Below are 23748 nucleotides of genomic sequence, written 5' to 3'. Positions count from 1 at the left end.
GGTTTCTTTTGCGCGCGCAATCATCAAGTGTTGCGCGTCGTTCCCCTCGGTAAGAGCAAAAGAAATGGCGCGAACGGATTAACGCCCGCGCAGCTTTCTTAAACCGAGTAGTACATGTCGTACTCGACCGGATGCGGCGTCGTTTCGTAACGCATCACTTCGGCCATCTTGAGTTCGATGAAGCTGTCAATCTGATCGTCATCGAACACGCCGCCAGCCTTGAGGAATTCACGATCCTTATCGAGTGACTGCAGTGCTTCACGCAGCGAACCGCAGACGGTCGGAATCTTCTTCAGTTCTTTGGCAGGCAGATCGTAAAGATCCTTGTCCATGGCCTGACCCGGATGAATCTTGTTCTTGATGCCGTCAAGACCAGCCATGAGCAGGGCAGCAAAGCACAGATACGGGTTTGCCGCCGGATCAGGGAAACGAACTTCCAGACGCTTGGACTTCGGCGAATTGCCGAATGGAATACGGCAGGAAGCCGAACGGTTGCGAGCCGAGTAGGCAAGCAGAACCGGGGCTTCGTAACCCGGAACCAGACGCTTGTAAGAGTTGGTCGACGGGTTGGTGAAGGCATTCACGGCCTTGGCGTGCTTGATAACGCCACCGATGAAGTAAAGGCAATTTTCCGACAGGCCGGCATATTCGTTACCAGCGAAGGTTGGCTTGCCTTCTTTCCAGATCGAGAAGTGGACGTGCATGCCCGAACCGTTGTCACCGAAGATCGGCTTCGGCATGAAGGTTGCGGTCTTGCCATAGGCATTGGCAACCTGATGCACGACATACTTGTAGATCTGCATCTTGTCGGCGTTGCGGACCAGCGTATCGAATTTCACGCCGAGTTCGTGCTGTGCGGAAGCAACCTCATGGTGATGCTTTTCAACCGTGACACCCATTTCGGTGAGGACGGTCAGCATTTCCGAGCGCATGTCCTGCGCGCTGTCGATCGGCGGTACCGGGAAATAGCCGCCCTTGACGCGCGGACGGTGGCCGAGATTGCCCGTTTCATATTCAGTATCGTCGTTTGACGGCAGTTCGGTCGAGTCGAGCTTGAAACCGGTATTGTACGGGTCAGCCTTGTACTTCACGTCGTCGAAGACGAAGAATTCAGCTTCCGGACCGACATAGACCGTGTCGCCGATGCCGAGCGACTTCATGTAGGCTTCCGCCTTCTTTGCGGTCGTGCGCGGATCGCGGCCATAGGCTTCACCCGAGATCGGGTCAAGAATGTCACAAAGGATGACCAGTGTGGATTGAGCGAAGAACGGGTCGATATGGGCCGTCGTCGGATCCGGCATCAGAACCATGTCGGATTCATTGATGGCTTTCCAACCGGCGATGGAAGAGCCGTCGAACATCACGCCGTCGACAAACATTTCTTCGTCGACGAGGCCGATATCCATCGTAACATGCTGCAGTTTGCCCTTCGGGTCGGTGAAGCGAAGGTCGACGAACTTGATGTCGTTGTCTTTGATTTGTTTGAGAATATCGTTGGCAGTCGTCATTTTAATTCCCTGTTTGCACGACGATGGATTGTACGCAGGTATTATCAGATTGCATCCACGCCGGATTCACCGGTGCGGATACGGATAACTTCTTCGATGTTGGAGACGAAAATCTTGCCGTCCCCGATGCGTCCGGTCTGGGCAGCCTTGCGGATGGCTTCGATGGCGCTGTCCACGGTTTCGTCTGCGACGATGACTTCAACTTTCACCTTGGGAAGAAAGTCGACGACATATTCGGCGCCGCGGTAAAGCTCGGTATGACCTTTCTGTCGTCCGAAGCCCTTGGCTTCGATGACAGTGATCCCCTGTAAGCCGACTTCCTGAAGGGCTTCCTTCACTTCATCCAGCTTGAAGGGCTTAATGATGGCTTCGATCTTTTTCATCAGAGAATGGTCTCCGCTCTTCTACGGAAATGGACATTGTGCCCGTTTCACCAATAGAGAAGCATGAAGTGTGCCAGTTTGAAGTCCGTATAAAAAAATTCTTCGATTTCGTTCATCCACAGGCAGAGTGGCACTATTCATGACGCTTGTGCAAGCGGGACTCTGATGACGGGTATGAAATAGGCACTATCATTCTGGTTCATCTGTCTAAAAATTAGTCATTGTGCATCAAAAGAGGGCAAGCTTGCATAAAGTCCGGTGCCGCGTATTTAATCACAATGAGACCCCGTATTGAGAAGGTACGCGATGTACGAGTTGCTGACCCCGCAGGAAATGGCAGAAGCGGATCGCCAGACGATCGAGACTGGTATCAAGGATGGTTTCTCACTGATGCTTGCTGCAGGCCGGGCCGTCGCAGAGGTTGCACAGCGGATGTTTCCTCGCAATGCTCCGGTTGCTGTTCTGTGCGGGCCTGGCAACAATGGTGGCGACGGCTACATCGCCGCGCAGTTTCTGCTGGAAGCGGGTTTGGAAGTTGTGTGCTTCGCATCCGCTCCCCCGAGGAAAGGCTCCGATGCCATGCGTGCGTCGTTGTTCTACAAGGGGCCTGTCTCGAACTTAGGTGAATTTTCGGTCGCGAGTTTCGGTGGCGTAATCGATGCATTATTCGGCGCTGGCCTCGCTCGCGATGTTCACGGAGCCGAAGCCATCGCGATTGATGCTGTGAACACTTCTGATGTGCCGGTTGTGGCGGTTGATTTACCTAGCGGCATATCCGGTGAAAGCGGCCATATCCTCGGAACGGCGATCCGTGCACGAGCAACAGTTACGTTCTTTCGCAAGAAACCCGGCCATTTGCTACAACCGGGAAGGGCGCATTGCGGTGTACTTCATGCGGCCGATATCGGCATTCCCGATCACATACTCGCGGCGATCGAACCGCATGCATTCGAGAATGCTCCAGACCTTTGGGCAGGCGCCCTGCCAGTATCTGGCGTTGAGGCCCATAAGTATAGTCGCGGCCATGCAGCCGTGTTTTCCGGTGGCGCTCATTCGACAGGTGCCGCACGTTTATCAGCCCTCGCTGCGGCCCGTAGTGGAGCGGGTGCGGTAACGCTTCTGTCTCCGCCCGATGCTATGACGGTTAATGCCACGCATTTGACCAGTATCATGATCCGCGAAACCCGTGGTTTGAGGGATGTTCGACAGTTTTTTGCCGAACGCAAGGTCGCAGCAGCGGTACTCGGTCCGGGCTATGGAAATCCCGCGTTCGCGCGTGAGCACGCCCTGTTTCTCGCAAGCGGTGAGGCTGAGGGGTTTCATGGTTTGGTTCTTGATGCCGACGGGATTACGGCCTTTGAGCAGAATCCAGCTGAGCTTTTCGATAAGCGACAGGGCATAAAGACTGCTCTTGTGCTTACACCACATGAGGGAGAGTTCCGGCGGCTTTTTCCAGATATAGCAAAGAGTTCGACATCAAAGATCGAAAAGGCTCGCGAGGCTGCAAGGCGTGCTAACGCAGTCCTTATTTATAAGGGCCCCGATACCGTGATCGCGGAACCGGGTGGTCTGGCAGTGGTCAACGCCAATGGAACCCCGCTGCTCGCCACAGCGGGATCAGGCGATGTCTTGACGGGAATCGTGTGCGGCCTGCTTGCTCAAAGGATGCCCGCATTTGCAGCGGCGTGTGCTTCCGTGTGGATGCATGCGGACGCCGCACGACGCTTTGGCCATGGACTTATTGCGGAAGATTTGCCTGCTCAGATACCTGCTGTCCTATCGGCATTGGTGCGATCCGCTCGCAATTAACGACCGGACGTCCGGCTGTTCTTGGTGCCGACATCAATCGTGATGCTTCCAGAGACCGAAACGTCAGTATTGCCGACACGAAAATTTTTCCAGTTACCACTTGGTGCCTGTTCCGGTTCGGGAGCAGGCGGCGGGGCGGTCACAATTGGTTTTTGAGCCTGGACGCCGGGCAGTCCCGGCGATCCGTCGTTCGCAGACGCTGTTGATACCGTGGCTAAGAAAACAAAGCCAAATATAAGAAAACGCTGCGTAATCATTTACCATTCTCCCTTTATACGGGATCGGTGACCGCATCGATGAGCTGTTCGGCCATTTCGAGAGTGAACTCGTCAAAATGCGAAATCACACGGCTTGGATCGTAATGCTGCACGGGAAGATCGGTATACCCAAAGTCGACGGCAACAACGGGGATGCCTGCAGCTTTTGCGGTGTCGATGTCGGTTCGGCTATCCCCGACCATGATTGCCCGTTCACGATTGCCACCAGCCCGTACGATGGTCTCGGTGAGATGGCGCGGATCAGGCTTGCGATAAGCAAATGTATCGGCTCCGCAGATTGCAGCAAATCGTTCGGCTTCACCCATGGAAGTCAGGAGTTTTACCGACAAGGCCTCAAATTTGTTCGTGCAAACTGCCAACTCGTAGCCACTTGCCGAGAAGCGGTCCATTGCTTCCAGAACGCCTGGGAAAAAGGTTGAATGTCCCGGCATGTGATCGGCATAATGTTCGCGGAATTCTTCCACGAGATTGTCAAGCTGTGCTTCGTCGGCCTGTTTCTTCTGCGCAGCGAAAGCACGTTCGATCATGACACGTCCGCCTTGCCCTACGAATCTGCGTAACGATTCACGATCTGCTGTTTTCAGTCCCGATATTGCGAGGCAGTGATTGAGACTGTCGAGAAGGTCTGGCGCTGTGTCGACAAGTGTTCCGTCGAGATCGAAAACGATGATGGGCTTAGGGTTGGCAGCAGACATTAGCTTCTCGTGTGTGAAATGGGGAATAAGGAAGTCCTATCTGATTGTCGACTTCGGCTCAACCTCGCGATCGGGATGCGCTCTAAAAACCGAAATTCTGCGTCATAGTTCGAATAGGCGCTTTGTTGTGCCGCGTCCGCATGCTAGAGGCGAACCGGACCACAATGAGAATCCGCAGGGGAATATCGGGAATTCAAGTATGGACGAAGCTCGCAAGCTGAAAATCGCAGCCGCCGCAGAAGCGCTCACGCACGTCAAGGACGGAATGCGTCTGGGGATTGGTACTGGTTCGACAGCCGAGGAATTCGTGCGCCTGCTTGCCGACAAGGTAAGCAACGGCTTCAAGATCATTGGAGTGCCTACTTCCGAACGCACCGCAAAACTTTGCGAGGAACTCGGGGTTCCGCTTACGACGCTCGATGAAACGCCTCATCTTGATCTTACCGTGGATGGTGCCGATGAAGTAGATACCAACCTTTCGCTCATCAAGGGCGGCGGTGGAGCGCTTCTTCGTGAAAAGATCGTGGCTGCGGCATCTGATGCAATGATCGTTATTGCCGACAGTTCGAAGGTCGTCGAAACACTTGGGCGTTTTCCGCTGCCTGTGGAAGTCAATCGCTTCGGTCTTGGTGCTACCATGCGCGCGATTGAAGAAGCAGCTGCGAAGTGTGGTCTTGCAGGCCCGCTGGCACTGCGTTTAAAAGATGGCTCACCCTTCGTAACAGATGGTGGGCATTATATCGTGGATGCATCTTTTGGCCGCATTCCCGATCCAAAGACACTATCTGACGCTCTCTTCGCAATTCCAGGCGTTGTCGAGCACGGACTTTTCATCGGACTGGCGCGTGCGGCAGTGGTTGCCGGCAACGACGGCATCCGCACCATGAACCGGTCTTGAACTGATTGAACGGAGTACTGACCTTATGATCCCGGCAACTGGCTTTCGCCGTCTGATTGCACCGTTATCCGCGCTCGTACTGATGTCGGGCATTCATGCAGCTTCGGCACAGGAAATCACTGAAGCTCATCTGGAAGCTGCCCGTGCTGCTATTTCTGCGATTAGTGCTACTGAGCAGTTCGACGAAATTCTGCCGAACGCAGCGCGCTCCCTCAAGGGTGAACTGATCCAGAAGGATCCGAATCTGGAAGCCCTGATCACGAAGACTGTCGATGACAAGGCTCTCGCTCTTGCTTCCCGCCGTGCTGATCTCGAAACCGAATCCGCTCGCGCCTATGCAAAAGCGTTTTCCGAAGACGAACTCAAAGCCATCGCAGCATTCTATACGTCGCCTGCAGGCAAGAAGCTTCTGTCCGAAGGCCCGATTGTGACGCGTGAAGTCGTGAAGGCAGCAAATATCTGGCAGAATGGCATCGCCCGTGATCTGGCGACCGGCGTAGCTGAGGTTCTGGCGGCACAGGCTGGCGCTGCAGCAGCTCCGGCACAGCCTGCGCAGCAGTAATTTTTGCTGTAACGCGGAATTTGAAAGCCCGGTCCCTTGGCCGGGCTTTTTCTTTTGCTTACATAACAGCCAACCTAATGTTTATTGGAGAATCCCATGACCGGCTTCGACTATGATCTTTTTGTTATCGGCGGCGGTTCTGGCGGTGTTCGGGCAGCGCGTCTCGCTGGAGCCATGGGCAAAAAAGTCGGTCTTGCAGAAGAATATCGCATGGGCGGAACCTGCGTTATTCGTGGTTGCGTGCCGAAGAAGCTGTTCGTCTATGCTTCGCAGTTTCCTGAGCATTTCGAGGATGCAGCCGGCTATGGTTGGGATGTCGGCACATCGACGTTTGACTGGAAAAAGCTGATCGATGCCAAGGACAAAGAAATTGCCCGGCTTGAAGGGCTCTACACCAAGGGCCTCCAGAATTCCGATGTCGAAATTTTTGCCAGCCGCGCCGAATTGATCGATGAACATACTGTCGAGCTGAAGGCAGACGGTCGTCGCGTTACTGCAGACCAGATATTGATTGCGACCGGCGGTCATCCGAGCATGCCCGAATCCATGCCTGGACATGAATATTGCATCAGCTCCAACGAAGCGTTTCATCTCGCTGAGCTGCCGAAAGCGATTGCCATTGCGGGTGGCGGATATATCGCTGTTGAGTTCGCGAACATATTCCACGGCCTTGGCGTCGAAACGACACTCGTGTATCGAGGCAAGGAAATCCTCTCCCGTTTCGACCCGGACTTGCGCCATCTTTTGCATGAAACCATGGAAGCAAAAGGTATCCGTATCATTTGCGAAGCGGTTTTCGAGAAAATCGAGAAGCAGTCCGACGGTAATCTGAAAATTGCGTTGAACAATGGCGATACATTGGAAGTCGGTCAGGCAATGATGGCGATCGGGCGCAAGGCCAACACGACGGGTCTTGGGCTGGAGAGAGCCGGTGTGAGGACGGATGAAATCGGTGCCATTCCGGTTGATGATTATTCGCGCACCAATGTCGCGAACATCTGGGCTGTGGGTGATGTTACGAACCGCGTCCAGCTGACACCAGTGGCAATTCACGAAGCCATGTGCTTTCTCGAAACTGCATTCAAAGACAATCCGACAAAGCCCGACCATGAATTGATTGCGACGGCGGTGTTCTCTCAGCCGGAAATTGGTACGGTCGGTTTGCCGGAAGACGAGGCTGCGAAGAAGTATCCGGAACTTGAGGTTTACCGAGCGCTGTTCCGCCCTATGAAGAACACGCTTTCCGGCCGCAATGAAAAAATGCTGATGAAGCTCATCGTTGATGCCGCGAGCCGTAGGGTGGTCGGGGCCCATATCATGGGGCCAGATGCCGGTGAAATGGCTCAGCTTCTGGGTATTTCCCTCAAGGCTGGTGCGACCAAGGATGACTTCGATCGCACGATGGCGGTTCATCCGACAGCGGCCGAAGAACTGGTCACTATGTACAAGCCGACCTATCGCGTCGTGAATGGTGAGAAAGTTGACGGCTAACTCTTTCGCGACCGGTTTCTCCGGTTAACGATTATTGCTGGCATAAAGTCTCGGCCTGCATTATATCAGCGCGACCACGCAGGCCGGTTTTCCGGGGCAGACTGTCATCTTTGTCAGATGTGGGCTGCCCGTTAAGGGATACCGGCATTCGTGTAAGGAGGATATAATCCGAGAGAAATCGAGCGGATAGAAGCAAACAGGTGCTCAAATGACGAAGAACTGGACCCCGCATTCCTGGAGAAACAAACCGATCAAGCAAGTGCCGTTTTATCCGGACGCACAGGCTCTGAACGACGTTGAGGCCCGTCTTCGCACCTATCCGCCGCTGGTTTTTGCAGGTGAAGCGCGTAAGCTCAAGCAGCAATTGGCTGAAGTGGCCGAAGGCAAGGCATTTCTGCTCCAGGGCGGCGATTGCGCTGAAAGCTTTGCTGAACATGGCGCGGATAACATCCGCGACTTTTTCCGCGTCTTTCTTCAGATGGCCGTTGTACTCACATTCGGTGCGTCGAAGCCCGTCGTGAAGGTCGGTCGTATCGCCGGTCAGTTTGCCAAACCACGTTCATCGGACATGGAAACGCTGAATGGTGTGGAACTGCCTTCCTACCGTGGTGACATCATCAACGGTATCGAGTTCGACGCGGCATCGCGCATTCCCGATCCGCAGCGTCAGGACATGGCATATCGCCAGTCGGCGGCTACGCTTAACCTGCTGCGGGCATTCGCTCAGGGCGGTTACGCTAATCTGGAGAACGTTCACCAGTGGATGCTCGGCTTTGTCGGCAAGAGCCCGCAGGCAGAACGCTATGCAGCTTTGGCGCAGCGTATTTCCGAGACCATGAACTTCATGCGTGCAATCGGTATTACGGCTGACAGCAATCATTCGCTGCGTGAAACCGATTTCTACACCAGCCATGAAGCGCTGCTTCTTGGCTTTGAAGAAGCGCTGACTCGTGTGGACTCGACGTCCGGCGACTGGTACGGCACGTCCGGCCACATGATCTGGATCGGTGATCGCACACGTCAGGCTGACCATGCGCATATCGAATACTGCCGTGGAATCAAGAATCCGCTCGGTCTCAAGTGTGGGCCGTCGCTGCAGCCGGATGATCTCATCCGCCTTATCGATCTTCTGAATCCGGAAAACGAAGCAGGGCGTCTGACGTTGATTGCGCGCTTTGGCTACGACAAGGTTGGTGATCATCTGCCGCAGCTTATCCGTGCTGTCGAGAAGGAAGGTCGCAAGGTCGTATGGTCATGCGATCCTATGCACGGCAATACGATCACCGCCGGTGGCTACAAGACGCGTCCGTTCGACCGTATCCTCAAGGAAGTGGAGTCCTTCTTCGCGATCCATCGCGCTGAAGGATCGCATCCGGGAGGTATCCATGTCGAAATGACCGGCAAGAATGTGACGGAATGCACGGGCGGCGCGCGTGCGATCTCGGCAGAAGATCTGCACGATCGTTATCACACGCACTGCGATCCACGTCTCAACGCCGATCAGGCGCTGGAACTCGCGTTTTTGCTGGCCGAACTCCTCAAGAAGGAGCGCGATGCAGGTGCGGACAAGCAGGTTGCGAGTGCCTGACCTGTTTCCAACATTCTAGAGCTTGCAGGGCGGAGGTTTCGATCTCCGCCCTGTTGCATTTCGGGGAAACTCACCTATTGATTGCCTTGGAGCGGCATGTGTCTGAATGGATGCATAAAGGACGCTTTATGCTTTCAGAAAATTGGCTCTGATTTTCGGGCCAAGCTGTAACCAATTTGATTGAGGGTAATGATGCAGCGCATTTTCCTGGCCTTTCTTAATTCCATGCGAGCACTGAAGTACCTCGCACGACATGAAAAGGCCGTCCAACAGGAGCTTGTGCTGTTTCTTCTGTCTCTGCCGGTGGCTTTTTTCCTTGCGCCGACATGGCTCGCTTTCCTCTTCATGACTGGCTCGATCCTGTTTCTCATCCTCGTGGAAGTGTTGAACACTGGTATCGAGGCAACGTGTGATGCCGTCTCGCGGGATTTTCATAAGGAAATTCAGATTGCAAAGGACTGCGGTTCTCTTGCTGTTCTGATTTCCATTGTGTTCGTCGTCGCGATCTGGGGTTATATCCTCGCCAATACCTATTTGGCCTGACAAACAGAGTGCTCTGTTGATCGCATCCGTTGCATTTGCTTGCCCAAGCGCGCTAAAGCTTGGGCATGTTTGCCTCTCATGAGAATCTTGCCATGCTCCGTATTGCCGTTGCGCAGCTTAATCCCATCATGGGCGATATCGCCGGAAATCTGACCAAGGCACGCGCGGCACGCGCTGAGGCGGCCAGGATGAAGGCCGATCTCATTTTGTTTACAGAATTGTTCATCTCTGGTTATCCGCCGGAAGATCTGGTTCTGAAACCATCTTTTCTTGCTGCGTGTGAAAAGGCTGTTCGTGCGCTGGCGAGCGACACTGCCGACGGCGGACCAGGCGTCATTATCGGCACGCCGCTTAGCCGTGAAAGTGGTCTGCACAACTCTATCGCGGTTCTGGATGGCGGCGAGATCATTGCCGAACGGTTCAAGGTCGATCTGCCCAACTATGGCGAGTTTGACGAGAAGCGCGTATTTCAGGCAGGCCCAATGCCGGGGCCAGTCAATTTCCGTGGTGTTCGCATCGGGATTCCAATCTGTGAAGACATTTGGGGCGAACTCGGTGTGGCGGAAACGCTGGCTGAGAGTGGCGCAGAGATTTTGCTCGTACCGAATGGTTCGCCTTATCACCGTGCGAAGATGGACCGGCGCCATCAGGTTGTCCTGAAGCAGGTGATCGAAACCGAGTTACCGATGGTTTATGCCAATCAGGTTGGCGGACAGGATGAACTGGTTTTCGATGGTGGATCGTTTGCATTCAACACTGACCGGTCGCTCTGTCTGCAATTGCCTCAGTTTGAGGAGCAGATCACGCTGACCGTTTGGCGCAGAGAGAATGACGGCTGGCGCTGTGAAGAAGGCGAAAAGGCTATTCTTCCTGAAGGGCTTGAAGCTGATTATTCCGCCTGCATGCTGGGCTTGCGGGATTATGTGAACAAGAACGGTTTCAAGGATGTGGTGCTCGGGCTTTCGGGCGGCATCGATTCGGCAATCTGCGCGGCTCTCGGCGTCGATGCATTGGGTAAGGATCGGGTGCGCTGCATCATGCTCCCTTACCGCTATACATCTGATGAATCTCTGAAAGACGCGGCCGATTGTGCAAAAGCGCTCGGTGTTCGGTACGATATTGTTCCGATCTCTGCGCCAGTTGAAGGCTTTCTTGAAGCGCTACATCCGCTGTTCGAAGGCACCGAGAGCGGCGTTACCGAAGAAAACCTGCAAAGCCGCGCACGCGGCACCATTCTGATGGCTGTTTCAAACAAGTTCGGTTCGATGGTTGTCACCACCGGCAACAAGTCTGAAATGTCGGTGGGCTATGCGACGCTTTATGGCGACATGAATGGCGGGTTCAATCCGATCAAAGACGTCTACAAGATGCAGGTCTATGCGATGTCGGAATGGCGCAACAGTCATGTTCCGAACGGTGCGCTTGGCCCATCGGGTGAAGTGATCCCGCACAACATCATCTCCAAGGCGCCGTCTGCTGAACTGCGTGAAAACCAGACGGATCAGGATAGTCTGCCGCCTTATCCGGTTCTGGACGATATTCTTGAATGCCTTGTCGAAAACGAAATGAGCAACACCGAGATTGCTGAGCGCGGGCATCCGCTCGAAACCGTTCAACGGATCGAACATTTGCTCTATCTGGCTGAATACAAGCGCCGACAATCGGCGCCCGGTGTTAAAATTACCAAGAAGAATTTCGGACGCGATCGCCGCTACCCTATAACGAACCGCTTCCGCGACCGCTGAAAGACAATAAGATGACCGTAACCGTTCGTTTTGCTCCGTCGCCGACGGGCTATATCCATATTGGTAATACACGCACAGCGCTTTCAAACTGGCTTTTCGCACAGAAGAATGGCGGCAAGTTCATTCTGCGCTATGACGACACTGATGTTGAGCGCTCCCGGGAAGAATACGCGCAGGCAATCGCAGTCGATCTTGACTGGCTCGGTGTCAAACCTGATCGCGTCGAATATCAGTCGAAGCGTTTTGATGTTTATGGCAAGGCGGTAGAGAAGCTCAAACAGGCTGGTTTGCTTTATGCTTGCTATGAAACGGCTGATGAATTGGAGCGTCGCCGCAAACTGCGCCTCGCACGTCGTCTGCCGCCGGTATATGGCCGCGAAGGTTTAAAACTCACTGACGATGAGAAAGCTGCGTTTGAAGCTGAAGGACGCAAGCCACACTGGCGTTTCCTGCTGCCGAATTTCGAAGCTGATCCGTTTGATACGCAGCGCACGGAGGTTCATTGGGATGACCTTGTTCGGGGCCCGCAGACCGTCGATCTGGCCTCTATGTCCGATCCTGTGCTGGTGCGTGAAGACGGCACTTATCTTTATACCTTGCCGTCGGTGGTGGATGATATTGATCTCGGTGTCACGCACATCATTCGCGGTGACGACCACGTAACCAACACCGGTGTGCAGATTGCTATTTTCGAGGCACTGGGGGCCAAGGCTCCGGTTTTTGGGCACCACAATCTACTGACGACAATTTCGGGCGAGGGGCTTTCAAAGCGAACCGGCGCACTGTCTGTCGGATCGCTGCGCGACGCCGGGTTCGAGCCGATGGCAGTGGCCTCGTTGGCGATTTTGATCGGCACCTCGGAAAATGTTTCGGCGGCACCCAATATGGAAAGTCTCGCCGAACGTTTCGATCTGGCATCCATATCGAAGTCATCGGCAAAGTTCGATCCTGCGGAACTGGACACGCTCAATCGGGCCCTGCTGCACGAGATGCCGTTTTCAGAAGCCCAGCTACGTCTGGCTGCCATGGGCATTTGCGGCGAGAAGGCTGAGCCCTTTTGGCGGGCAGTGCGAGGAAATCTCGACCGCTTCAAGGATGCGGTGCATTGGTGGTCCATCGTTGACGGTGATCTGCCAGAAACGCCGGACCCGTCAGAAGAGGATCGCGTTTTCTTGGAAGAGGCTTTTGCCCTTCTGCCACCAGCTCCCTGGGATCATCAGACATGGAAAGTCTGGACCGAAGCAGTGAAGGCTGCAACTGGGCGCAAGGGCAAGAACCTTTTCATGCCCTTGCGCCTGGCGCTTACGGGGCAGGCGCATGGGCCGGAGTTGGCTGACTTGCTGGTGTTGATTGGTCCGGAAAGAACCCTGACCCGACGACCCTGACTTTTGCGTTTGCCGTATAGGGGCGTTCCACAGGCGGTGTCGTTGCGACAGGTGCAACATAGGCCGGTGTCGTATTCGAGGTCTCCACCGTTGCAGATGACGTGTAATCCACTTTCTCTGTTTCGACAGGAGCGGGAGTTTCATAGGCAGGCAATGCAATTGAGTTGGCCATCTCGGCGCTCGGCTTGGCGATGCCCCTGGACTTCCGCTGTGGTACGTGGACAGTTTTCGACTGAGGTTTCTTAGGGGGCACCACCCAGGAGGCCTTGCACGATTTGACATGTTTGGACGCAGACGGATGTCCGGCAAGCGCCATATTCAGCTCATTGACGCGTTCGCGCAAAGTCTGTGTTTCGCTTACCAGATGATCTGTTCTGGTCAGCAATTTCGTGCACTGTGCGGATTTGACAGCAGGTGTAAACAGGCTCCCGACGCAACGATTCTGAGCCGAGGTCTTTCTCATCTGAGAAAGCTCTGCTTCCTTGCGATCAAGGAGTGACTGGGTGACGCGAAGTTGCTTCTTAAGCTGTATTTGCTCGGCAGGCGTGCATAATTCTGGAGGGCGTATAGTTGTACAGCCAGCCAATATTCCCGAGAATATCAAAACTACTGAGTAAGTCAGTGATCTATTAGAATTAATTGAAATAAAAAACATGATAACCTCGATAACGATGCTGGCGATATCATGTTTAAAAAATATAGTAAATTAAATACTAACGGCGAGTATATCTAAATATACTCGCCGCTATTTAAATTCATTTTATAATCATCTAACTTAGTTGTTGTTAAATTACTTCTTCTTGCGAAGAGTCTCTCCTGATTTTTGCAAGGCTTCAACAACTGCCAGTGCTGTCATATTGACGACGCCACGCGAGGTGACGGATGGCGTCAGAATATGTGCCGGACGTGCCGCGCCGAGCAGGATTGGACCCACGTGCAGCGCATCTGTAACCATTTTGACTACGTTCAGCGTGATGTTTGCAGCGTCAAGGTTGGGGAAGACAAGAAGATTGGCTTCGCCCTTCAGGCGCGAATTCGGGAACACACGATCGCGCAGAGCCTGAGAGAGAGCAGAGTCGCCGTGCATTTCGCCATCGGATTCCAGCTCAGGTGCCTTCTCGGCAAGAATTGCCGCTGCTTCACGCATCTTTTCGGCGCTGGCTGATTCTTTCGATCCGAAATTCGAATGCGATACGAGAGCAGCCTTTGGCTCAATACCGAAGCGGCTGATTTCCTTTGCAGCAAGAATTGCCATTTCGGCGATCTCGTTCGCGCCCGGTTCGACGTTGACATAAGTGTCTGTGAGGAAGAGGGCGCCGCGCTGCGAGATGAGCAGGCTCAAGGCGGAATAGTCTCGGATACCGGGAACCTTGCCGATAATCTGCCGTACGACACGGAGGTGGCGTTCAAAGCGACCTTCAAGACCGCAGATCATGGCGTCTGCTTCGTCGCGCATAACCGCGAGAGCGGCAATTGCGGTCGAGTTCGTGCGGACGATGGTGCGTGCAGCTTCCGGTGTGACGCCCTGCCTGCCGGTGTAGGACAGATAAAGGTCTACATAGTCGCGATAGCGCGGATCGTCTTCCGGATTGATGAGTTCGAAATCCGTTCCCGGACGAATCTTGAGGCCGTAGCGGCGCAAGCGTGTTTCGATAACCTGCGGGCGTCCGACGAGAATCGGAGCTGCGATACGCTCTTCAATGACTACCTGAGCAGCGCGGAGCACGCGTTCATCTTCACCATCTGCATAAATGACGCGCTTTGGTTTTTCCTGCGCGCGGGCGGCAGCAAAGACTGGCTTCATGATGAGGCCGGAGCGGAAGACGAAGCGGTTCAGACGATCGAGATAGGCTTCCATGTCTTCGATCGGGCGTGTCGCCACGCCTGTTTCCATGGCCGCTTTGGCCACTGCCGGGGCGATACGCAGAATCAGGCGCTGATCGAATGGCGATGGAATGATGTAGTCTGGTCCGAAAGTGGGTGTGTCGCCGGAATAAGCGCGTGCAGCGACATCCGAAGGCTCTTCGCGGGCAAGAGCGGCAATTGCGCGGACAGCCGCCAGCTTCATTTCTTCGTTAATTGCAGTCGCACCGACATCGAGTGCGCCGCGGAAGATATAGGGGAAGCAGAGAACGTTGTTGACCTGGTTTGGATAATCCGAACGTCCGGTGCAGATCATGGCGTCGGCGCGGGCCGCACGAGCCTCTTCCGGCATGATTTCCGGCTTCGGATTGGCAAGGGCCATGATGAGTGGCTTTTCGGCCATCTGTTTCAGAAGTTCAGGCTTCAGCACGCCAGCAGCCGACAGGCCGAGGAAGACGTCAGCACCACCGATGACATCGGCCAGAACGCGCGCGTCAGTCTTCTGGGCGTAAACTTCCTTCCAACGATCCATCAGCGTGTTACGGCCTTCGTAGACAACGCCTTCGAGATCACAGACCCAGATGTTTTCGCGTTTCGCGCCGAGATTGACGAGAAGATTGAGGCAGGCAAGGGCCGCAGCGCCAGCGCCCGATGTAACGATCTTGGCGTCCCCGATTTTCTTGCCGGCAAGTTCCAAACCGTTCAACACCGCCGAAGCAACGATGATCGCTGTGCCGTGCTGGTCGTCGTGGAAAACCGGAATGTTCATTTTCGCGCGAAGCTGTTCTTCAACTTCGAAGCACTCCGGTGCCTTGATGTCTTCAAGGTTGATGCCGCCGAAAGTTGGCTCCAAAGCGGCAACAACATCAACGATGCGACCGATTTCGTGCGCGTCGATTTCAATGTCGAATACGTCGATGTCGGCGAATTTTTTGAAAAGGACGGCTTTACCTTCCATGACCGGTTTGGAAGCAAGCGCACCAATGTTACCGAGGCCGAGAACAGCAGTGCCGTTTGACACGACGGCAACGAGATTGCCGCGAGCGGTGTATTCGGCGGCAGTTGCCGGGTCTTCGTGGATTGCGAGGCAGGGAGCGGCTACGCCGGGAGAATAAGCTAACGCCAGATCTCGTTGGTTGCCAAGTGGCTTTGTCGCCTGAATTTCCAGCTTTCCGGGCTTCGGATAACGGTGGAAGAACAGAGCTGCTTCATCGAAATCCGAACGGGAAGTGGAAGGTGTTTTCTTGGTCATGGTCGCATCGCTTTCCAAAATCTTTCGTGCAGGGCAAAAGCTCGTTTGCACGTGGAGGGTGCGGTGTCCGCATACAGTTTCCGTACACGACTTCCGCACTCTGGGCCGTCATTGTTCTTAGTCTATCGGCTCAAATCTCAGTAGGCCCGTTTTCGAGAATGAGTTTTTCCAATTTTGCAGATCTATTATTTGATGCTGTTAAAACGCACTCTGATAGGCGCCGCCATCGATAACGAGATTCTGCCCGGTAATGAACCCGGAATGTTCCGAACATAGGAAGGCACAGGCCTGACCAAATTCCTTTGGCTGACCGATTCTCCCGGCAGGAATTGCTGATGCTCGCTTTGCAGCTTCCGCATCCGCTGTCGTGCCGTTCTTCTGGGCTGAGAATGCAAAGCCATTGCGAAGGCGATCCGTGTCAAAGGCGCCGGGAAGGATGTTATTGATCGTCACATTGGAGGCTGCAACCGTGCGGGCGACGCCAGCCAGAAATGCAGTCAGACCGGCGCGGGCGCCAGATGAGAGATCAAGCCCGGGAATGGGGGCGTAAACCGACGTCGATGTGATATTGACGATACGGCCGAAACGGCGCTCGACCATTCCGTCGATAACAGCTTTGATCAATTCTATGGGGGTGACCATATTCTGTGTCACACCCTGCAGGATCGCGTCGCGGTCGAGCAGGCGGAAATCCTTGAAGGCTGGACCGCCGTTATTATTCACGAGAATGTCCGGTGCAGGGCAGGCGGCAAGCAGTTTGGCTTGCCCTTCAGCGGTGGACACGTCGGCAACGACAGTATCGACTTTCACGCCAAATGTTTTGCGAATTGCTTCCGCGGTTGTGGCGAGAGTTTCTTCGTTGCGTCCATTGAGAACCAGATCGCAACCGGCTTCGGCGAGCGCCTCCGCGCATGCCCGTCCGAGTCCCTTGCTGGAAGCACACACAATTGCTTTTCGACCTTTCAGGCCCAAGTCCACGGCTCGATCCTCACATCTTGTTCAAGTTTTAGAGACATGCCACCAAGCGAGCAGTCCGATCAACCGGATTCTGGTTCACGGGCGCATATGTCCACCTTTTACCGGCAGAATATGCGTTCATTGCGAACAATATTTGGTGAAGCGCTATTCAAGCGGCGGCATGAATTCTGCCCTCGGGCGTATGAGCGATCCGCTATCAGCCTGTTCCAGTGCATGGGCGAGCCATCCCACGATGCGTGCGAGCGCAAACAGAAATAGCGGTGCGTCGAGCGGCAGATCATAGATTTCTGTAACGGCGGCGAGGGCGAAGTCGACGTTTGGCTTTTCTCCGAGAATGTTCGCGGCACTTTGTTCCAGATCGCTATAGGGGGGAGGCAATTCCAGATGTTCCAATAGTGCGGTGGCGCGAATATCACCTGTTTCGCGGTAAAGCGGGTGGCCGAAAAAGTGAAACTGTGTTCCTTGTCTGAGCTGGCCCTTGATCGCTGCTTCTGCTCCTATTTGCCGGGTTTGCGTAATAATAGCCGCCGCCGCTGTGGCCGCTCGTCCATGTCGCGGGCCAATCAATGTTGATAATCCGGCGAGAACCGCAGCGGAAAGCGGTGTACCTGTAGACGCCGCAACGCGTGTAGCGAATGCCGATGCATTGAGTTCGTGGTCGGCCAGAAGCACAAGAATGCGCCGGATCACATCACTTGCCTGCGGCTTTTGCCAAGCCTGAGCAATGCGTTCATGCATCGGCATATTCGATGCGGAAACGCCAAGAACGGTATTGTGAAACAGTTGCAGCAGACCAAAAGCCTCTTGCTGCAGGATTGATGTTGAACGCCCCGAACTGGGTAGATCATTCGCAGCGCGAACACCAAGGACAGTAAACAGCCGTTCCAGAGGCGCAGTCTCGGTCTGACGAATGTTCAAGGTCGATTCGTTGTCACTTCTGATGATACCGTCGAAATCCATCTGCCACAGCAGTGCAGCCACTTCCTCCAGCGTTGCTGTTTCGGACAGCTCAGCAGCGTCGCAGCCACGATAGAGCAAGCGGCCATCCAGGATGGTCGAAATGCCCGAGCGCATGATCGGCAGGCCCCAACGAATGGTGTCGGCGGCAACCACGCTATCTCTCTTGCGACCGGGACGCTTGCCAGCCAGACGATGGACATCCTCCGACCGATAGAGGCTGCGTCTCGGATCATCCGGCAATGGCTTGGAACGGATGCGGCCACGGCTCACATTTGCATAGAGAGTCTGCGGCTTTGTCTGGAGAACAGCAAGGGCTTCCTCCGCAGTTAGCCAGTCCATTATTGCCCCCTACATTGATCTATTTCGTCAAGATTGACGTCAACTATACTTGGATTCAATGTCGAAAGGCAAACAAGGAGAATAATTATGAATAGCGGACTTGAAGATGTGATTGCTGCTGAAACCGTGTTGTCTGACGTCGATGGGCTTGCAGGCAGGCTGGTTATTCGCGGTCGGTCGCTGGACGATCTGGTCCCGCATAGCAGCGTCGAAGATGGAATAGAACTTCTGTGGGGCGGCTTTTTCAATGATCTTCCCAAAGGGGAGGAACTTCAGAAAGCGCTCGGTGAAGCGCGCGTACAGGTATTTCATCATACGGATGCGCTTGACGATACATTGATGGAAATGTCTCCCATCGAAGCGCTTCGCGCATTGATGGCACGCATCCCTGACGACGATGATCTGACCGCAGCCTTGCATCTGATGGCGGCACCGGCGGTTTTCACGACGGCCATTCTGCGGGGCCAGAAGGGGCGCCGTCCCATACATCCTGATCCGACGCTTCCCCATAGCGCTGACATCCTTCGTATGATGAATGCGGGAATGCCGGATGAAGCAGAGGTCGCTGGGCTGAACACTTATCTTATGACGGTTTCAGACCACGGATTGAACGCATCGACTTTTGCTGCGCGTGTCGTGGCATCGACACGAGCCGGATTGACCTCATCGCTGCTTGCCGCAATCAGCGCATTGAAAGGACCGCTGCATGGTGGTGCACCCGGACCGGTCCTCGATATGCTGGATGCAATCGGTAGACCCGACAACGCTGAGCGTTGGCTTGAATCTGCTGTTGCCGATGGAGACAGACTGATGGGGTTCGGTCACAGGGTCTATCGTGTACGCGATCCTCGCGCCGATGCCTTGAAAGGTGCATTGAAGCACATCGAAGCCCTAGAACAAGGGCGTGGAAAACACCGCGTTGAATTGGCCGAGGCCGTTGAGAAAGCCGCTATCGCAGTTCTAAGGCGCCACAAGCCGGACCGCTCCCTCGAAACCAATGTCGAGTTTTATACTGCTTTGTTGTTGGAACAGCTGGGGTTCCCGCGTGAGGCTTTCACTTGCGTTTTCGCTATGGGGCGAACCATGGGCTGGATAGCGCATTGTCGTGAACAGGTGGCGGCAAACAAGCTCATTCGTCCGCAGTCGCGATATGTCGGCCCAACTGTGGGACTTGTCGCCTAAAGTGGACAGAACAGGAGGCGCGGACGCCACCTTCCGCGCCTCAAAGCCGACCGTCATATGTCTGTGACATGAATCGGGTTTTCTGCGCTCAGATCAGGTTGCCATTGAAGGGGACAACCATATGAGCACCGACGCTCCGCAGCCCAGAAAACTCCGAACCCTCTTTATCTCGGATGTGCATCTCGGTTCCAAGGCCGCACAGGCGGAACTGCTTCTGGATTTTCTTCGCTATCATGAAGCCGAGACGATCTATCTTGTCGGCGATATTGTCGATGGGTGGCGCCTGCGGCGCAATTGGCATTGGCCGCAAGAGCACAATGATGTGGTCCAGAAGCTGCTCCGCAAGAGTCGCAAGGGTGCCAACATCATCTACATTGCTGGTAATCACGATGAGTTCCTGCGCAATTTTCAGGGAACGCATTTTGGCGGCATCGAAGTGATGAACCGCGCGATCCATGAGACGGCAGACGGACGCAAGTTTCTGGTAATCCATGGTGATCAGTTCGATGTGGTTGTACGCAATGCCCGCTTTATCGCCTATCTGGGCGATTGGGCATATGACACAGCAATCTGGATAAATACGGTTATGAGCCGGGTTCGCTCGCTTTTCGGTCTGCGCTACTGGTCATTTTCAGCCTGGGCGAAGTTTCGCGTCAAAAAGGCGGTCAATTTCATTGGTCAGTTCGAGAGCGTGGTTTCGGAAGAAGCGCAGCGTATCGGGGTTGATGGTGTGATCTGCGGCCATATTCATCACGCCACGATCGAGAGCATGAATGGCGTGGAATACATCAATACGGGCGACTGGGTGGAAAGCTGCACGGCCGTGATTGAACATTTCGATGGCCGTATGGAGCTCATCGAATGGACGGAACGCCGTGATCGCCGCCCGACGACAGGTATTGTCAATTCCGACAGTGAAGAGCATGGCGAGGATAGGGTGATCCAGCTCCCACTTCCCGTCCGCGAACTGGCGACCTTCCGCCGATGAAGAAAATCGTCATCGTTACCGACGCCTGGCATCCTCAAGTCAACGGCGTCGTGCGCACGCTGACCAAATGTCGTGATCTGATGATTGAGCGCGGATACGACGTCACCGTCATATCTCCGCTGGATTATCGGTCGGTCCCCTGTCCGACCTATCCGGAAATCCGGCTAGCCTTGACGACGCCGGGTGCGCTTAGACGACGTCTGAAGGCCATGCGACCGGACTATGTGCACATTGCAACCGAGGGTCCGCTCGGGTTCATGGCACGGCGCGCCTGCCTGAAAATGGGCTGGTCCTTCACGACAAGCTTTCACACGCGGTTTCCCGAATATCTCGCGGAACGCTTTCCTGTCCCGCCACAATGGACCTATGCTTTCCTGCGACGGTTCCATAATGCAGCCCAGCATACGCTAGTACCGACCCAATCTATTGTGGATGATCTCAAGGGGCGAGGTTTTACGCGGCTGGACCTCTGGACGCGCGGTGTCGATCGCAATCTGTTTTATCCTCGACCGGAAGTGGTCAAGGACTTGCCACGTCCGGTGTTCATTTGTGTGGGACGCGTCGCCACGGAAAAGAACCTGCCAGCGTTCCTGGAGCTTGATCTTCCCGGCACAAAGTTGATCGTCGGGGATGGTCCTTCCCTCAACGATCTGCGTGCGCGTTTCCCGGAGGTTGTGTTTGTCGGGAAGCAGGAAGGTGAAACGCTGGCAAACACCTATGCCGCAGCCGACGTGTTTGTCTTCCCAAGCCGGACAGATACATTTGGTCTCGTCTTGCTTGAAGCAATTGCCTCCGGCTTGCCGGTGGCAGCCTATCCCGTTCCCGGATCAAGGGATGTTGTGGGGGCAACCGGGGCAGGCGTTCTCTCCGAAGATCTTGGGAAGGCGTGTCTGTCAGCTCTGCAGATGGAGCCGTTTGAGCCCGCGCAGGTACTCAGGCAGTTCACCTGGGACGCTTGTGCGGACATTTTCGAAGATGCTCTCGCTCCGATAAGCGGAACCGCGAGCGAGAGTTATCAACGTGCAAGTCAGCCCCAGACGGCGGCTTCCGGCGGGTAAACCAGAGCCCCATCATAGCGCAAGCCTGGGTCACGATCATGGGCGAGGAGTAGCGGGCCATCAAGGTCAACCACATTGGCTTTCTGGGCGAGCAGAACAGCTGGCGCCATGCCGAGCGATGTGCCGACCATACAGCCGACCATGATCTGAAGACCATAGTTGATTGCCTTGTCCCGCATGATGAGACCTTCAGTCAGTCCACCTGCTTTGTCGAGCTTGATGTTCACCGCGTCGTAGCGCTTGGCCAGCTCCTCAAGTCCGACCGACGTATGAACGCTTTCATCGGCACAGATAATGACAGGCCGTTCAATTTCACTGAGAATATGATCGTTATCCGCTGGTAAGGGCTGTTCGATAAGAACGACGCCTGCGTCGGCTGCTGCACGTATGTTCTCGGCAATATTGTCCGCCGTCCAGCCTTCGTTCGCATCGATAATGATGCGACTGTTCGGAGCCGCACTCGTGACCGCTTGTATCTTCTCGATATCGTTTTCACCACCCATTTTGACCTTGATGAGAGGATAGTGAGCGACCTTCGCTGCCGACTCTGCCATTTCGGCGGGTGTGCCGAGCGAAACGGTGATCGCGGTTTCAAGTGGTCGGGTTGGCGTACCGAGCATATCGGCGACGCTTCTGCCCGATGCCTTTGCCTCGAGATCCCATAAGGCACAATCGACCGCATTGCGGGCAGCGCCGGCTGGCATCAAAGTCTGGATATCCTGTCGTGTGGCACCACTTTCGATAGCTGTACGGGTGGCTTCAATCTGGGCACTCACGCTCTCGATGCTTTCGCCATAACGCGCATAAGGAACGCATTCGCCGCGCCCTTGATTGAGACCGTTGCCAATCACACACACAACGACAGCGGCTTCCGTCTTGGAGCCTCTGGAGATTGTGAATTTTCCGGCGATGGGATAGCGTTCGACAATGATATTCAAGGTATTGTGCATAGAGATGCCCTCTGGGACGCAGTATTTCGGTCGTTCAACGACTCGTATATGAGGTAGGCCATGTTGACCGACACTGCCGACAAAGCAAGAGCCACCAATAATCCTGCGCCGAAGATTGATCTGACGGAGCAGGACGGTGCGCGCCATATCAGGTTGAGCGGTCGCTGGGTCTCGCAGAGCGTCAATCTTGTCGATGACAAGATGCGCAGTCTTGAGAAAACGGACGAGCACAAAGCAACGATAATCGATGTTTCTGGCGTATCCGGTCTCGATACGGCAGGTGCCTGGCTGATTGAACGCTTGCGGCAGCGGCTCGTTGCAAAGAGTGCCGACGCGCAGCTTGAAGGCGTGCGTCAATCCTGGCTCCCTCTGATGGAGGAAGTGGGGCAGGCTGTCGAACGTACTCTGGATATTCCACGTCAGAAGAAGCCGTTCTTTTTTATCTCGTTTCTGGCCGCGCTTGGCGGTGGCGTTATCTCTATGGGTAACGACTTCAAGATGGCGATGCATATCCTGGGCGCCACCATCCGCGGGGCCCAGCTGAAATACGGTCGAGGAAGCGGTATTCCAATCGCTGCCATCGTTACGCAGATGGATCGCATGGGCGTCGGTGCGATTCCCATTATCATCCTGATGTCGACGATCGTTGGTGCGATCATCGCCCAGCAGGGCGCATTTCAGTTGCGCTATTTCGGTGCAGAAATCTTTGTCGTCGATCTGGTTGGCATTCTGGTGCTGCGTGAACTCGGGGTGCTTCTGACAGCTATCATGATCGCCGGTCGTTCAGGCAGTGCGATCACAGCTGAAATCGGCTCCATGAAAATGCGCGAGGAGACGGATGCTCTGACGGTTATCGGCCTCAATCCGGTCGGCGTTCTGGTTTTTCCCCGTCTTGTTGCGCTGGTCGTAGTCCTGCCATTGCTCACCATCATTTCCGACCTGGCTGCATTGATCGGGGCAGGCGGGGTCGCTTGGTTTTACTCCAATATTTCGCCCGATGCTTTCATCAGCCGCCTGCATGATGCGGTGGCGCTTAATACTTATTTCGCCGGTCTTATCAAGGCACCGTTTATGGCCATGATCATCGGGATTCTCGCCTCGGTAGAAGGTATGAAGGTCGGCGGCAGTGCAGAATCACTTGGTCGTCGTGTTACTGCTTCCGTTGTGAAGGCAATTTTTGTGGTTATTGTCGTGGATGGTTTGTTCGCGATGTTCTATGCGGCCATTAATTTTTAGAAGCTGCTTATGTTCTTTGTTTTTAATGGGTTCTTTGAGACACAGTTGCACAGAAAA

General features: G+C 54.7%; 20 protein-coding genes. 12 read left to right on the top strand and 8 right to left on the bottom strand.

Annotated features, from left to right (window positions below; genetic code table 11):
• Positions 1-98: 98 nt before the first annotated feature.
• On the bottom strand, positions 99-1508 hold the full coding sequence (glnA, locus tag OHI65_RS16020; protein ID WP_010660034.1) for a type I glutamate--ammonia ligase: 1410 nt from the start codon (positions 1506-1508) through the stop codon (positions 99-101).
• A gap of 44 nt (positions 1509-1552) precedes the next feature.
• Positions 1553-1891 (bottom strand): P-II family nitrogen regulator, encoded by a 339-nt coding sequence (locus OHI65_RS16015; protein ID WP_002964122.1) that lies wholly within the window; start codon positions 1889-1891, stop codon positions 1553-1555.
• Positions 1892-2197: 306 nt separating this feature from the next.
• Between OHI65_RS16015 and OHI65_RS16010 the strand changes: the two genes are divergently transcribed.
• On the top strand, positions 2198-3700 hold the full coding sequence (locus tag OHI65_RS16010) for an NAD(P)H-hydrate dehydratase (protein ID WP_125300223.1): 1503 nt from the start codon (positions 2198-2200) through the stop codon (positions 3698-3700).
• Here the strand turns inward: OHI65_RS16010 and OHI65_RS16005 are convergent.
• Positions 3697-3957 (bottom strand): hypothetical protein, encoded by a 261-nt coding sequence (locus tag OHI65_RS16005; protein ID WP_010660036.1) that lies wholly within the window; start codon positions 3955-3957, stop codon positions 3697-3699. The two genes, OHI65_RS16010 and OHI65_RS16005, sit on opposite strands and share 4 nt — an antisense overlap.
• A gap of 14 nt (positions 3958-3971) precedes the next feature.
• On the bottom strand, positions 3972-4673 hold the full coding sequence (locus OHI65_RS16000) for an HAD family hydrolase (RefSeq protein WP_012091998.1): 702 nt from the start codon (positions 4671-4673) through the stop codon (positions 3972-3974).
• A gap of 199 nt (positions 4674-4872) precedes the next feature.
• Here OHI65_RS16000 and rpiA point away from each other — a divergent pair, with 199 nt between their 5' ends.
• From rpiA to gltX, 7 genes are all read left to right on the top strand, one after another.
• Positions 4873-5571 carry a ribose-5-phosphate isomerase RpiA gene (gene rpiA, locus OHI65_RS15995; RefSeq protein WP_125300224.1) on the top strand — a complete coding sequence of 233 codons (699 nt, stop codon included), beginning with the start codon at positions 4873-4875 and terminating at the stop codon, positions 5569-5571.
• A 25-nt stretch (positions 5572-5596) separates the two neighbouring features.
• Positions 5597-6133, top strand: a complete 537-nt coding sequence (locus OHI65_RS15990) for a DUF2059 domain-containing protein (RefSeq protein ID WP_125300225.1) — start codon at positions 5597-5599, stop codon at positions 6131-6133.
• A 96-nt stretch (positions 6134-6229) separates the two neighbouring features.
• Positions 6230-7624, top strand: a complete 1395-nt coding sequence (gene gor / locus OHI65_RS15985) for a glutathione-disulfide reductase (RefSeq protein ID WP_125300226.1) — start codon at positions 6230-6232, stop codon at positions 7622-7624.
• A 208-nt stretch (positions 7625-7832) separates the two neighbouring features.
• Positions 7833-9212, top strand: a complete 1380-nt coding sequence (locus OHI65_RS15980; RefSeq protein ID WP_010660041.1) for a class II 3-deoxy-7-phosphoheptulonate synthase — start codon at positions 7833-7835, stop codon at positions 9210-9212.
• Between the two features lie 192 nt (positions 9213-9404).
• Entirely contained in the window at positions 9405-9755 is a 351-nt protein-coding gene (locus tag OHI65_RS15975) for a diacylglycerol kinase (RefSeq protein WP_125300227.1), read from the top strand.
• Between the two features lie 65 nt (positions 9756-9820).
• On the top strand, positions 9821-11500 hold the full coding sequence (locus tag OHI65_RS15970; protein WP_012092001.1) for an NAD+ synthase: 1680 nt from the start codon (positions 9821-9823) through the stop codon (positions 11498-11500).
• An 11-nt stretch (positions 11501-11511) separates the two neighbouring features.
• Positions 11512-12885, top strand: coding sequence for a glutamate--tRNA ligase (gene gltX, locus OHI65_RS15965; protein ID WP_012092002.1), 1374 nt, complete (start codon positions 11512-11514; stop codon positions 12883-12885).
• A 790-nt stretch (positions 12886-13675) separates the two neighbouring features.
• On the opposite strand, the gene OHI65_RS15960 is transcribed toward gltX, so the two are convergent.
• From OHI65_RS15960 to OHI65_RS15950, 3 genes are all read right to left on the bottom strand, one after another.
• Entirely contained in the window at positions 13676-16000 is a 2325-nt protein-coding gene (locus OHI65_RS15960) for an NADP-dependent malic enzyme (protein WP_029924749.1), read from the bottom strand.
• Between the two features lie 198 nt (positions 16001-16198).
• Complete coding sequence (locus tag OHI65_RS15955) at positions 16199-16978, bottom strand: SDR family oxidoreductase (RefSeq protein WP_012092005.1); 780 nt, start codon at positions 16976-16978, stop codon at positions 16199-16201.
• A gap of 144 nt (positions 16979-17122) precedes the next feature.
• Positions 17123-18277, bottom strand: coding sequence for a citrate synthase (locus tag OHI65_RS15950; RefSeq protein ID WP_012092006.1), 1155 nt, complete (start codon positions 18275-18277; stop codon positions 17123-17125).
• Positions 18278-18364: 87 nt separating this feature from the next.
• On the opposite strand from OHI65_RS15950, the gene OHI65_RS15945 reads away from it, so the two are divergent.
• The 3 genes from OHI65_RS15945 to OHI65_RS15935 all read left to right on the top strand — a co-directional run bounded on the left by OHI65_RS15945 (position 18365) and on the right by OHI65_RS15935 (position 21505).
• Positions 18365-19459, top strand: a complete 1095-nt coding sequence (locus OHI65_RS15945; RefSeq protein WP_125300229.1) for a citrate synthase/methylcitrate synthase — start codon at positions 18365-18367, stop codon at positions 19457-19459.
• 121 nt (positions 19460-19580) lie between these two features.
• Positions 19581-20447, top strand: a complete 867-nt coding sequence (locus tag OHI65_RS15940; protein ID WP_012092008.1) for a UDP-2,3-diacylglucosamine diphosphatase — start codon at positions 19581-19583, stop codon at positions 20445-20447.
• Positions 20444-21505 carry a glycosyltransferase family 4 protein gene (locus OHI65_RS15935; protein WP_125300230.1) on the top strand — a complete coding sequence of 354 codons (1062 nt, stop codon included), beginning with the start codon at positions 20444-20446 and terminating at the stop codon, positions 21503-21505. Before OHI65_RS15940 ends, OHI65_RS15935 begins: the two co-directional genes overlap by 4 nt.
• Here OHI65_RS15935 and dgcA read toward each other — a convergent pair.
• Positions 21475-22455 (bottom strand): N-acetyl-D-Glu racemase DgcA, encoded by a 981-nt coding sequence (dgcA, locus tag OHI65_RS15930; protein ID WP_125300231.1) that lies wholly within the window; start codon positions 22453-22455, stop codon positions 21475-21477. The genes OHI65_RS15935 and dgcA overlap by 31 nt on opposite strands.
• A 60-nt stretch (positions 22456-22515) precedes the next feature.
• Here dgcA and OHI65_RS15925 point away from each other — a divergent pair, with 60 nt between their 5' ends.
• On the top strand, positions 22516-23691 hold the full coding sequence (locus tag OHI65_RS15925; protein ID WP_010660053.1) for an ABC transporter permease: 1176 nt from the start codon (positions 22516-22518) through the stop codon (positions 23689-23691).
• The last annotated feature ends 57 nt before the right edge of the window (positions 23692-23748 follow it).

Origin of the sequence: Brucella sp. MAB-22, assembly GCF_025908475.1 — a bacterium.
Classification (GTDB): Bacteria; Pseudomonadota; Alphaproteobacteria; order Rhizobiales; family Rhizobiaceae; genus Brucella; species Brucella anthropi.
Note: the sequence above shows the minus strand (reverse complement) of the source record. Positions and strands in the feature narration are given on the sequence as shown.